12 protein-coding genes and 1 other RNA gene are annotated in these 11840 nt (G+C 63.2%); 5 read left to right on the top strand and 8 right to left on the bottom strand.

What is annotated here, in order from left to right; all coding sequences use genetic code 11:
- Positions 1-26 precede the first annotated feature (26 nt).
- Positions 27-122, bottom strand: an RNA gene (gene ffs / locus JDW18_RS14405) — signal recognition particle sRNA small type.
- Positions 123-223: 101 nt separating this feature from the next.
- On the opposite strand from ffs, the gene dnaX reads away from it, so the two are divergent.
- The 3 genes from dnaX to recR all read left to right on the top strand — a co-directional run bounded on the left by dnaX (position 224) and on the right by recR (position 3541).
- Positions 224-2389, top strand: coding sequence for a DNA polymerase III subunit gamma/tau (gene dnaX, locus JDW18_RS14400; RefSeq protein ID WP_218240104.1), 2166 nt, complete (start codon positions 224-226; stop codon positions 2387-2389).
- A 27-nt stretch (positions 2390-2416) separates the two neighbouring features.
- Positions 2417-2749 carry a YbaB/EbfC family nucleoid-associated protein gene (locus JDW18_RS14395; protein ID WP_218240103.1) on the top strand — a complete coding sequence of 111 codons (333 nt, stop codon included), beginning with the start codon at positions 2417-2419 and terminating at the stop codon, positions 2747-2749.
- 201 nt (positions 2750-2950) lie between these two features.
- The gene (gene recR / locus JDW18_RS14390) at positions 2951-3541 is read left to right on the top strand and encodes a recombination mediator RecR (RefSeq protein WP_218240102.1); all 591 of its coding nucleotides are present in this window, start codon (positions 2951-2953) and stop codon (positions 3539-3541) included.
- Between the two features lie 113 nt (positions 3542-3654).
- Here the strand turns inward: recR and JDW18_RS14385 are convergent, their stop codons facing one another.
- Both JDW18_RS14385 and gloB read right to left on the bottom strand, forming a co-directional pair.
- On the bottom strand, positions 3655-5208 hold the full coding sequence (locus JDW18_RS14385) for a transglycosylase SLT domain-containing protein (protein WP_218240101.1): 1554 nt from the start codon (positions 5206-5208) through the stop codon (positions 3655-3657).
- Positions 5208-5981, bottom strand: a complete 774-nt coding sequence (gene gloB / locus JDW18_RS14380) for a hydroxyacylglutathione hydrolase (RefSeq protein WP_218240100.1) — start codon at positions 5979-5981, stop codon at positions 5208-5210. Before gloB ends, JDW18_RS14385 begins: the two co-directional genes overlap by 1 nt.
- 19 nt (positions 5982-6000) lie before the next feature.
- On the opposite strand from gloB, the gene JDW18_RS14375 reads away from it, so the two are divergent.
- Together JDW18_RS14375 and rnhA are read left to right on the top strand one after the other, a co-directional pair.
- Positions 6001-6846, top strand: coding sequence for a methyltransferase domain-containing protein (locus JDW18_RS14375; RefSeq protein ID WP_218243917.1), 846 nt, complete (start codon positions 6001-6003; stop codon positions 6844-6846).
- The gene (gene rnhA / locus JDW18_RS14370; protein WP_218240099.1) at positions 6843-7292 is read left to right on the top strand and encodes a ribonuclease HI; all 450 of its coding nucleotides are present in this window, start codon (positions 6843-6845) and stop codon (positions 7290-7292) included. The genes JDW18_RS14375 and rnhA overlap by 4 nt, the downstream gene beginning before the upstream one ends.
- 106 nt (positions 7293-7398) lie before the next feature.
- Here the strand turns inward: rnhA and JDW18_RS14365 are convergent, their stop codons facing one another.
- The 5 genes from JDW18_RS14365 to JDW18_RS14345 form a co-directional block, all read right to left on the bottom strand.
- The gene (locus JDW18_RS14365; RefSeq protein ID WP_218240098.1) at positions 7399-7725 is read right to left on the bottom strand and encodes a thioredoxin family protein; all 327 of its coding nucleotides are present in this window, start codon (positions 7723-7725) and stop codon (positions 7399-7401) included.
- 34 nt (positions 7726-7759) lie between these two features.
- Complete coding sequence (gene moeA, locus JDW18_RS14360) at positions 7760-9151, bottom strand: molybdopterin molybdotransferase MoeA (protein WP_218240097.1); 1392 nt, start codon at positions 9149-9151, stop codon at positions 7760-7762.
- 84 nt (positions 9152-9235) lie between these two features.
- Positions 9236-9913 carry a molybdenum cofactor guanylyltransferase MobA gene (mobA, locus tag JDW18_RS14355; RefSeq protein ID WP_218240096.1) on the bottom strand — a complete coding sequence of 226 codons (678 nt, stop codon included), beginning with the start codon at positions 9911-9913 and terminating at the stop codon, positions 9236-9238.
- A gap of 45 nt (positions 9914-9958) precedes the next feature.
- The gene (moaA, locus tag JDW18_RS14350) at positions 9959-11101 is read right to left on the bottom strand and encodes a GTP 3',8-cyclase MoaA (RefSeq protein WP_218240095.1); all 1143 of its coding nucleotides are present in this window, start codon (positions 11099-11101) and stop codon (positions 9959-9961) included.
- A gap of 96 nt (positions 11102-11197) precedes the next feature.
- The gene (locus JDW18_RS14345; RefSeq protein WP_218240094.1) at positions 11198-11794 is read right to left on the bottom strand and encodes a DUF2889 domain-containing protein; all 597 of its coding nucleotides are present in this window, start codon (positions 11792-11794) and stop codon (positions 11198-11200) included.
- Positions 11795-11840: the final 46 nt, after the last annotated feature.

Here is an 11840-nt window from a genome sequence, read left to right as displayed (position 1 = left end):
CTTGTCGAAAGAGCTTTCCAGCTAAAGGTGACGAGCCTGATCTCGGCACTGGTTTCACAGTTAGGGCTGCTTGGTTCCCCACCTGACCCGGTTGGCTGCTTCCCCATGCGAGGAGGCCCGTCACCGGCGATTATAGGGGTAAAAGACACACTCCTCGCTGACTTGCCACGGGATTCCTGGTGCAGCCTTGTTGGCATGCGCTGGCCCCGTAGAATTGCGGGCTATGTCTTATCTAGTGCTTGCTCGCAAATACCGGCCCCGAACCTTCTCCGAAATGGTGGGGCAGGAGCACGTGGTCCAGGCTCTGACCAATGCGCTGACGCAGCAGCGTCTGCACCATGCCTATCTGTTCACAGGCACGCGAGGCGTGGGCAAGACCACGGTATCGCGCATTCTGGCCAAGTCCCTCAATTGCCAGGGGGTGGACGGCAATGGTGGAATTACCGCAACCCCTTGCGGAGTTTGCGCAGCATGCACTGAAATTGATAGCGGACGCTTCCCCGATTACACCGAGCTGGACGCCGCCTCCAACCGTGGCGTGGACGAGGTGCAGAGCCTGCTGGAGCAGGCCGTGTACAAGCCGGTGCAGGGGCGCTTCAAGGTCTTCATGATCGACGAGGTGCACATGCTGACGAACACGGCGTTCAACGCCATGCTCAAGACGCTGGAAGAGCCGCCCGAATATCTGAAGTTTGTGCTGGCCACGACGGACCCGCAAAAAGTCCCGGTGACCGTGCTCTCGCGCTGCCTGCAGTTCAATCTGCGTCCCATGGCCCCTGATACGGTGCTGGAACATTTGACCGATGTGCTGGCCAAGGAAAGCGTGCCTGCCGAGCCGCAGGCCCTGCGCCTGCTCTCGCGTGCAGCGCGTGGCTCCATGCGCGATGCGCTGAGCCTGACCGATCAGGCCATTGCCTTTGGCAGCGGCCAGCTGCAGGAAGCCACGGTGCGCCAGATGCTGGGCAGCGTGGACCGTAGCCATGTGTTTCGCCTGATTGATGCGCTGGCGCAGGGCGATGGCCGCACGGTGGTCGAGACTTCGGAAGAGCTGCGCCACAACGGCCTGTCTGCCGCTTCCACGCTGGAAGAAATGTGCAATGTGCTGCAGCGCATGGCGGTGCTGCAGGCCGTGCCCGACATGGCACTGGATGCCAGCGACCCGGAGGCGGCAGAAGTGGCCCGTCTGGCTGATTTGATGCCGCGTGACGAGACGCAGTTGCTCTACAGCATTGGCCTGCATGGCCGTGCCGAGCTGGGTCTGGCCCCCGATGAATATGCGGCGCTGACCATGGCTTTGCTGCGGCTGCTGGCCTTCAAGCCAGAAAACGCCGAAACCGGCGCGGCTGAAAAAAAAACTCCAGCGCTGAGGCCTAGCCGCGCGGCTGCAGCACCGGTGGCACCCGCAGCGCTGCCAGCCGCCGTGCCTGCAGTGGCTCCGGCAACCGCGCCGGTTGTGGCGGCTGCACCCGTCGCTTCGGCTTCAGCGCCTGCCGTGCCCCACGCTGCTGCGCCCGCAGTGCCTGAGCCTGTGGCTGAGGGGAATCAGGAAAAATCGGCTGAAGTCCAGGTTGATAAAGCGCTGGTAGCTCCTGAAAACATAGCTGATGTCGCGCCTGTCAATTTGGCTGTGGATGAGGCCGCTGCGCAAAATCAGCCTGCAGCAAAAGTGGCAGAGACTGTAGAAGCGAAGCCTGATTCGCAACCGGAGTCTCTACCTGTATCTGCGCCAGTTCAGGAGGCCGCAGATGGCCCGGATAGCGATGATGCGGGTGCTGATGCCAGTGATGAAGGCGGCCCTGATGAGGGGGCCTGGGCCGGAATGCCTGATGAAGGCTGGGCCGATGACGGGCGCTGGGGCGACGATGCGGACGTGGATGCAGGCTTGCCTGCGCCAGCGGCATATCCGCAGCCGCAGCCGCAGCCTCAGGACGAGGTGGATGCCCCGTCTGGCAGCTCCGGCTCTGCACTGGATGCCCCTACGGTAGAGCGCACCGCCGAGGGCGATCTCTGGCAAACCGTGGTGCAGGAGCTGCTGCAAAGCGATGCCATCGTCGCCCTGGCGCGGCAACTGGCTTTGCAGGCGCAACTGGTGGCGCGCGAGGGCGATCAGTGGACTTTGCGGGTCGAATCCAACTCACTCAATCAGGCTGGCGCACGCGAGCGTTTACGCGCTGCGCTGGAAACAGCCGGTCATGCGCGACAATTGCAGATCGAACAGGGTGCGGTCACGGATAGTCCGGCGCGCCGTCTGGCCGTGGAAACCTATCTGCGTCAGGGTATTGCTGAAGACATTGTGAACAGCAACGCTCTGGTGCAAACCTTGAAGCGGGACTTTGGCGCGAAGATCGTGCCGGGCAGCATCAAGCCAATCTCCATTCAGCCTGAATAAGGCGTTTCAACAAAAGAAGGAATTCATATGTTCAACAAAGGACAACTCGCCGGTTTGATGAAACAAGCCCAGTCCATGCAGGACAACCTGAAGAAAGCTCAGGAAGAGCTGGGCAACATCGAAGTGGAAGGCGAGTCTGGCGCCGGTCTGGTCAAGGTTGTGATGACCTGCAAGCACGACGTCAAGCGCATCACCATCGACCCCAGCCTGCTGGCCGAAGACAAGGACATGCTGGAAGACCTGGTGGCTGCGGCTTTCAATGCTGCGGTGCGCAAGGCGGAAGAAACTTCCAACGAGAAGATGGGCAAGATCACGGCCGGTATGCCTGGTCTGCCTGGTGGGATGAAGTTCCCGTTTTAAATGGATACCCCCCTGAGCGGCTTTGCCGCTTCCCCCTGAGGGGGACGGCAACTTTGCTGCGGGGCGGCCCTTGCTCGTTGCCTCTGAGTTGGGGCATGCTCGTTCCAGGGTGTGTTTCTCCGGGCAGAGTTGGGCAGAATACGAATGGCGATCTGCGGCTTGCAGATCGCTTTTTTCTTGGTGAATGAAAGGACGGGCGCTGTGTCGGATGTGCAATCTCTGGATGCCTTGATCGAGGCGCTGCGCAAGCTGCCGGGCGTGGGCATCAAGTCGGCCCAGCGCATGGCGTTTCATTTGCTGCAGCGCGATCAGGCGGGGGCGCTGCAGCTGGCGCGGGCACTGGATTCGGCGGTGAATTCGGTACATCACTGCGAGCGCTGCCACACTTTTACCGAAGGGCGTATCTGCAGCATCTGTGACGATGCGGGCCGTGATGGCGCTCGTCTGTGCGTGGTGGAGGCGCCGGCCGATCTGGCCGCCATGGAGCGCACGGGCGCCTATCAAGGCTTTTACTATGTGCTGATGGGGCGCTTGTCGCCGCTGGATGGCGTGGGGCCCAAAGAGATTGGCATGAAGCAGTTGCTGGAGCGCGCCTGCGATGGTGTGGTGCAGGAGGTGATTCTGGCCACCAGCTTTACGGCGGAAGGCGAGGCCACGGCCCATGCGATTCAAGAGGCGCTCAAGGCCCGTGGCTTGCTGGTGACGCGGCTGGCGCGTGGTGTGCCGATTGGCAGCGAGCTGGAATATGTCGATCTGGGCACGATTGCCCATGCGCTGGTGGACCGGCGCTGATTGGGTGAAAAACAGGCTGTAGCGCTTGTCTATCAAGCGCTGGAAGCTATGAAAAGCATAGAAAAAGCCCGCTGCCGGAAACGGTCAGCGGGCTTTTTGGTCGGCTGGTGAAGTTACTTGCGCTTCTTGGCCGGTGTGCCGCCGCGTGGCTTGGGCTCACTCTTGCCGCCGCGTGCCTGAGGGGCCGCCTTGCTATTGCTGCTGGACTTGCCGCGGGCTGCAGCCTTGCTGTTGCCGCGTTCGCTGCGTTCGGCTCGGCTGTTGTGACCGTTGTGCGAGCTGGACTCGCTGGCTTCTGCCCGGGCTGCGCGGGCCGCGCGGGCAGGCAGATAGGCAACCAGTGACTGGCCTGCATGCAGCGACGCAGTGGATTTCAGGTCGTTCCAGTCTGCGAGGTTGGAGACACTGATGCCGTAGCGGCTGGCAACGCTGACCAGCGTGTCGCGCTTGCGGGCACGCACGGTGGTGCGCACGGTAACGATTTCCGGGGCAAAGGAGATCTGGCCGTTGTCTGCCACGTGGCCAGGCACGTCGGTCTTGACGTTGGGGTCACGCGGCACCATCAGCGCCGAGCCTGCCTTGATGAGCATGCGCGGGGGGATGTTGTTGATGCTGCGCAGATCGGCTTCACTCAGGCCAGCTCGCTGGGCGGCTTCGGTCACGGTGATGGTGGTGGGGACGGTCCACACGGTCCAGCTGGCGAACTGGCCATCGGTGTAGGCCTGCAGATTGCGACGGAAGACCTTGGCGTTCTCCCAGGGCAGCAGCACCTGGGGCGTGGCGCGCGCGAAGATCACTGGCTTGTGAAAGCTGGGGTTCAGAGCCTTGAAGTCCTTGATACTGACGTCTGCCAGTCTGGCCACCAGTTCCACGTCAATATCGTGGGGCAGGCTCACTGCCTGGAAGTAGGGGTGGTTTTCAATGACGGGCAGCTCGGCGTTGAAGCGCTCGGGGTGGGCCACGATGTTCTTCACGGCCTGCAGCTTGGGCACGTAGTTGCGGGTTTCGGCCGGCATCTGCAGATCGGTGTAGCCGGTAGGCAGGCCCAGCTTTTCATTGCGCTTGATGGCGCGGCCCACGCTGCCTTCGCCCCAGTTGTAGGCGGCCAGAGCCAGGTGCCAGTCGCCAAACATGCCGTAGAGCTTTTGCAGATAGTCCAGCGCGGCGCGGGTGGAGGCCAGCACGTCGCGGCGGTCATCACGGAAGGCGTTTTGCTTGAGGTCGAAGTAGGTGCCCGTGGCAGGCATGAACTGCCACATGCCTGCGGCCTTGGCGCTGGATACAGCCTGCGGGTTGAACGCGCTTTCGATGAAGGGCAGCAGCGCCAGCTCGGTCGGCATGCCACGGCGCTCCAGTTCCTCGACAACGTGGAACAGGTATTTGCTGGAGCGCTCCGTCATGCGCTGGATGTAGTCGGGGCGGGAAGAGTACCACTGCTCCTGATCGCGAACCAGGTCCTGATCCAGATCGGGCATGCCAAAGCCGCCGCGAATGCGCATCCACAGATCGCCCGTGGCTTCAAGGGCGACAACTTCGGAGTTGCCTATCTTGCCCTGGCCCAGGGGTTTGAGGGGGCCATCGGGATACATGGGGTCAACGCTGCCAGTGGTGGCGCAACCGGTAATGACCAGTACGCTGGAGAGCAGCAGGGTGTGGATCAGCTTCATCAAAAAACGTTTTTCCATTGGCGCAAAGTTGCCAGCACACTGGCTGGGTTCTGAGGCTGAGTCTGAGAGTCATGCTTTACGGCTGCCGAAATGACATCGGCGGCGCGGCTGCGCATGAAAGGGTTGATAGCCAGCTCGGTCTGCAGCGTGGAGGGCAGCGTGGGCTGCCCTTGCGAGCGCAAAGACTGGCAATGTTCCAGGTACTGAGCCAGATCCTGGTTGTTTGGTTCCACAGCCTGCGCAAAACGCAGGTTGGAAAGTGTGTATTCGTGGGCGCAGCAGACCTGTGTGCTGGCGGGCAGGGCCGCCAGAGCGTCCAGCGATGCCTGCATCTGCGCAGGCGTGCCTTCAAACAGGCGGCCGCAGCCGCCTGAGAACAAGGTGTCGCCACAGAACAGCACGGGCTGGGGCAGTGCCCCGGTGCTGAAAAACGCAATATGGCCGCTGGTATGACCGGGCACATCAATGACCTGCCAGGGGCCGCCCAGCAGGTCAACCGTGTCGCCGCCTTGCACGCGGGTGATGGGCTCGGGCAGGGTCTCATAGGCGGGGCCCCAGGCCGGGGCGCCGGTGGCCTGGCGCAGTGCCTCGACGCCGCCCACATGATCGGCGTGATGATGGGTGACTAAAATGCCCTGCAGTTGCAATTGCAACCGGGCCAGTACCTTCAGCACTGGCTCGGCCTGCCCTGGGTCAACCACGATGGCCTGCTTGCCGTCATGCAGCAGCCAGATGTAGTTGTCGGAAAAGGCAGGGATAGGCAACAGGTTCATGGGCTGCAAAATTATAGAGATGCATCACTGGACGGAATCAGCCCTAGGGCACTACCTCCTGGAATGGGAGCAGCAGCGCTGTGACGAGGCGGTGGCCGATATCTTTGGCTATCACGCCGTCCAGCTGGGCTTGCCGCAGCTTCAGGGGCTGCGCAGCAATCGCATGCCGCATCGCTGGCTGGCGCTGCAGGCGGGCGAGTCTGTCTCGGATGCAAAAACAAGCACTGTAGCGCAAGCAGGGCGGCCTGGGCTGTCAGAGCAGAGCTTACCTAAATCAGAGGATGGGGCTGTGCTGCCTGCTTTGGTCGCCGATGCCACGGCTTTGCCTTTTTCCGAAGCCAGTCTGGACTTGCTGCTGATGCCGCACACGCTGGAAGCCTCGCCAGACCCGCACGCGGCCCTGCGTGAGGCGGCGCGGGCACTGGTGCCCGAGGGGCGGCTGGTGATCTGTGGCCTGAACCCTGCCAGCCTGCTGGGCCTGCAGCGCGGCGTGGAGCGCAGTGCAGGCCATTTGCCCGATCTGAGCCTGGGGGTGGGCTACTGGCGGCTGCGTGATTGGCTCAGATTGCTGAGCTTTGAGATCGAGGCCGTGCAATTTGGCTGTTATCGTCCTGCTACCCGGAGTGCGCAGTGGCTGGACCGGTTTGCCTTCATGGACAGGCTGGGGCACCGCTGCTGGCCTGTGCTGGGCGGTGTTTACTGTGTGGTGGCCGTCAAGCGTGTGCGGGGCATGCGCATGGTCACACCAAGCTGGCGCGGGCGCAATGCGGCCTCTGGCATGCAGGTGCCGGTTGCGAACAAGCAGCCGCCAGATACGGTCTGGCAAGACGCACTGCGCCACCGGGCGAACAAGGAAAAAAATTGAATCAAGTTGTGATCTATACCGACGGCGCCTGCAAAGGCAATCCCGGCCCAGGTGGCTGGGGCGCATTGCTGCAAGCCGGTGCGGCGCAGAAAGAATTGTTTGGCGGCGAGCTGGGCACTACCAATAACCGCATGGAGCTGATGGCGGTGATTCAGGCGCTGTCGGCACTGAAACGCCCCTGCGATGTGGTGCTGTATCTGGACAGCCAGTACGTGCGCAAAGGCATTACCGAGTGGATTCATGGCTGGAAGGCCAAGGGCTGGGTCACGGCGTCCAAAGAGCCCGTCAAAAATGCCGAGCTGTGGAAGCAGCTGGATGCGCTGGTGCAAGGCAGTGGCCACCGCATTGACTGGCGCTGGGTCAAGGGCCACGCGGGCGACCCCGGCAATGAGCGCGCTGATGCACTGGCTAACAAGGGCGTGGAGCAGGCGCTGAAAAAGGGTTGAAAACCGGGCGATAGTGCAGCGGCAGGCTGATTGAACACCACCGCGTATTCAATCAGCCTTCGCCAAGCCGCCGCTGTCTGCCACTGTCTGCTGCTGGCAGCCTGACTCAGGCGGCGATGCTGGACAGCGCTTCAGCGATCTGCTGCTCGCTCTCGGGGCGCACCAGTCGTGCAACTTCCTTGCCATCACGCAGAAAAATCAGGGTAGGCCAGAGCTTGACGCGGTAGCTGCGGCCCAGAGGGCGGCCCGGCCCGTCTTCGACCTTGATGTGCGGTAGATCAGGGTGCGCGGCCAGTGCCGATTGCAACAGGGGCTGGGCGCGTTGGCAGTGGCCGCACCAGGGCGTGCCGAACTCCAGCACATTGGCGCCTTGCAGCGCATCAATGGCCTGCCTTGCGGGTTCTGTCGCCCAGTGGGTGGCTTGGTAAGGCATGGTGGTTCCTAAAGTGTCTGATGTGGGGTAAGTCTTAAATCAGTCCTTGCAGGGGCAGGATGTGCACGGCTTCGCCTGCTTGCACATCGCCACGCGCGTCATCGAGCACGATGATGCAGTTGGCCTGCACCATGGAGCTGAGCAGGGCAGAGCCCTGCGGGCCGGTGGTGCGCACTGTGGCCTGGCCTTGCGCATTGAGCGCCAGCACGCCGCGCAGATATTCGGTGCGGCCAGCGCGCTTGCGCAGGCGCTCGGTGGCCACGGCCTGCAGCATGGGCGTGGGGGCGGCCAATTCGCCTGCAAGCAAGCCCAGCGCCGGGCGCACAAATATCAGAAAGCTCACCATGGCCGCGACGGGATTGCCGGGCAGTCCCAGCAGGACGGCGGGGCGCTTGGTGGAGAGTGGAATGCTCTGCTTTTGAGAGCTTGAAGCGCTTTCTGGTATTGCGCCAATGGCGGTTTTTTCTGTGAATTTCTCGGCAATGGGGTTGAGAGCCATGGCTGCGGGTGCCAGCAGGCCCACGGCCAGGGGGCGGCCAGGGCGCATGGCCACACGCCAGAACTGCACTGTACCCAGGCGCTGCAGCATGGCGCGGGTGTGATCGGCCTCGCCCGCGCTGATGCCGCCGCTGGTCAGCACCACATCGGCCAGCGTTGCCGCTTCGCGCAGGCGCTCTTCCAGCGCATCGGGCTCATCAGGCACAGAACCCAGATCCAGTACATGCGCGCCCAGGCGGCGCAGCAGGCCTTGCAGGCTGAAGCGGTTGCTGTCGTAAATAGCGCCTTCGCGGGGTGCTGTGCCGGGGCTCAGCAGTTCATCGCCAGTGGAGAAGTAGGCCACGCGCAGGCGGCGGCGCACGGTGGCCTGACCCAGGCCCAGGCTGGCCAGCAGGCCCAGTGCAGCGGGTGTGAGCTTTTGCCCGGCTGGCAGCGCCACTTCGCCCTGGCGCAGGTCTTCCCCGCGCAGGCGGCGGTTGGCGCCCGGTTTCAGGCTGGCGGCTTCAACGGAAATATGGTCGTCGCTGGCGCTGACTTGCTCATGCGGCACCACGGTGTCCAGCCCCTCGGGCATGACGGCGCCGGTCATGATCTTGACGCACTGGCCTGCACTGACGGGCTGCGACCAGGGGGCGCCAGCCAGCACGGTGCCCACCACCCGAAGGCGCAGCCAGCCGCCTTGCACGGCGACCAGGTCGGCGCTGGAGAAGGCATAGCCATCCATGGCGCTGTTGTCATGGGGCGGCACATTGACGGGGCAGATCACGGCCTCGGCCAGCACGCGGTCCAGCGCCTCGGGCAGGCTCAGGGTTTCTGTCTCGGTCACAGCGCCCAGCGGTTGCAGCAGGGCATGCAGTTGCTCCTGCACCTGTGCAGTGGTCAGGTTTTGGGCAGAAGCGGCGGCAGCAGGATGAAAAATCGCAGTCATGGCAGAAAAGAAAAAACCGCATGGCTGGATGTGCGCATGGGGTGTGGGGCCAACTTTACGCTTTTGGCACGGCGTGGCCGGGGTTCAGGGCTTTGCGGCAGGGCTTGCTTGCTCCAGATCATGGAGCTGGGCCAGTGTGTTGGCGTTGCTGAAGGCCTGAGCATCTTCGGGGTCATCAAAGACGGCGGCGATGCTGCGGTGCTGGCTGGTCCAGGCATCAATCTTGCGGCCACCTGCGGTGATGAAGCTGTGCAGACTGTCCCTGAGCGAGGCTCGTATCAGGCAGAACACAGGCTGTGCGCGCAGTTCCGGCATCTGGCCGGGGGCAGCGCGTTCGGTATCGCGGCCGTGGGCAATGATGATGTCGGCCTGGCCTTGCTCTTGCTGGTAGGCCTGAGTCATACGGGCGACAAGGTCTGCGGGAAATAGCGGCGTGTCGCAGGGCACGCACAGCAGCCACTCGGTTTGGCAGTGCGTCAGGCCTGCCAGAAAGCCCGCCAGTGGCCCGGGGTAGTCGGGCAGGGCGTCTGCGCAGATCTGCGCGCCCAGCGGGCCTGCCAGCCGGGCATAGACATCGGCATGGCGGTTGGCATTGATGAGCAGCGGGCCGACCTGCGGCGCCAGGCGCTGCAAGGCCTGCAGCGCCAGCGGCTGGCCGCGAAACAGCTGAAGCCCTTTGTCCACCCCGCCCATGCGCGTGCCGCGCCCACCGGCAAGCACGCAGCCGGTGATCTGTGAGGAGTGGATGGAAGACTCAGTCATATCTTGCGAGGCCGTGACATGGTTCAGCAGCGGGCTAAGCGCCACTCAGCCCCCGATATAGCTCATCTCGATACGGCGCCCGCCATGGGCCGGTGCAGCATCGGGCGGCATTTCGCTGCGCAGCTGGGAATAGCGGTCGTCGCGCTGCTGCCAGATGGGAGCGATGGCCGCGGCGATTTCTTCATCGCTGGCACCGCTGCGCAGCAGGCTGCGCAAATCCCAGCCCTGGCTGGCGAACAGGCACAGATAAAGCTGGCCTTCGGTGGACAGGCGGGCACGGTTGCAGTCGCCACAGAAAGCGTGGGTCACGCTGCTGATGACGCCCACTTCGCCCAGCGCAGGGTCGTGCAGGCCATCAGCCCCCGCGTAGCCCCAGCGCACGGCGGTTTCGCCCACGGTGCGGGCGGCCAGCGGCACCAGGGGTAGCTCGGCACGCAGGCGGGCAATGACTTCATCTGAAGGCAGAACCTCGTCCATGCGCCAGCCATTGGTGGCACCCACGTCCATGTATTCGATGAAACGCAGCGTGATGCCCGTGCCGTGAAAGTAGCGCGCCATGGGCAGGATCTGGTCATCATTGGTGCCGCGCTTGACCACCATGTTTACCTTCAGGCCCGTCAGCCCCGCATCCTGCGCAGCCTGAATACCGGCCAGTACATCGGCCACGGGGAAGTCCACATCGTTCATGCGGCGAAACACCGCGTCGTCCAGGCCATCAAGGCTGACAGTGACGCGGTTCAGGCCCGCGGCCTTGAGCGCTTTTGCCTTGCGGGCCAGCAGCGTGGCGTTGGTCGTCAGCGTCAGCTCCAGCGGCTGGCCATCCGGCGTGCGCAGTGCTGCAAGCTGTTCAATCAGGGTTTCGATGTTTTTGCGCAGCAGTGGCTCGCCGCCCGTCAGGCGCAGCTTGCGCACGCCGTGGGCGACAAACATCCGCGCCAGGCGCGTGATTTCTTCAAAACTCAGCAGCGAGCTGTGGGGCAGGTACTGGTAGTTTTTGTCGAAAACTTCCTTGGGCATGCAGTAATTGCAGCGGAAGTTGCAGCGATCGGTGACGCTGATGCGCAGGTCGTGCAGCGGGCGCCCCCATTGGTCCTGCAGCAGCCCGCTGGGGGCTTGCAAGCTTGAGGGGACGACTGCGGGGCGCGATGCCACACGTTCATCGACCAGAGGGATCACACGTTCTGCCATGGCCCGATTGTGCCGCAAGCCCTAAGTCCGGGTGGGGTGCGGGCTTGTTGCTGGCTCTCAAAGTTGATAGCTGCTCGCGCTTATTGGTATTGCGCTTCAGGCTTTTTCGGCGCTGTGGCTTTCTGTGTCAGCACGGGGCTGCTGGGTCAGCGGCTTCCAGCCCTGGAACTGCGGATAGAACTGGGCCACACCCGGGCCATCGAAGTCCCAGCCCAGGCATTGGCCCAGGTGGCGCGGCGGCAGGCCAGAGTCATCGGTATCAAACTGATTGAGCACCGTGTGGAAGGCGGGCGTGGCCATATTGAAGAGCAGCTCGCGCAAATGGGTGCAGCCCACCACGCCGCCCAGCTTTTCCTGAATGGCGCGGCGCCAGCCCCGGGCGATGCAGCTGCCCACCATTTTCTGCATGGCGCGTGTAGCCTCGGGGCAGTGGTTCAGCGGGTGGTCGTCCATGGCGGATTCGATGCCATGCACCACCATGTCGGCATCTATGGTCAGGCGAATCCACATATGGTGAATTGGCTTGCCAGCGGGCACTTCGCGGTGGCCGTGCAGCTCGATGTCATAAGTCTTCTGGTCGATGAGTTCGGCTTCCACATCCCACATGCCGTCATCACGGGCATAGCCTCGGTATTTGACATCGCGCATGTGAATGGGCAAGGGGGTGCGGCTGGCGCTGGGGGGCAGGGGCATGGGTGGGTCTTGTTGTGGCGAACCGTGGGTTCGCTGGCTTTTGTAA

Origin of the sequence: Comamonas fluminis (genome assembly GCF_019186805.1) — a bacterium.
GTDB lineage: Bacteria > Pseudomonadota > Gammaproteobacteria > Burkholderiales > Burkholderiaceae_C > Comamonas > Comamonas fluminis.
This window is presented reverse-complemented; position numbering and strand designations above follow the sequence as displayed.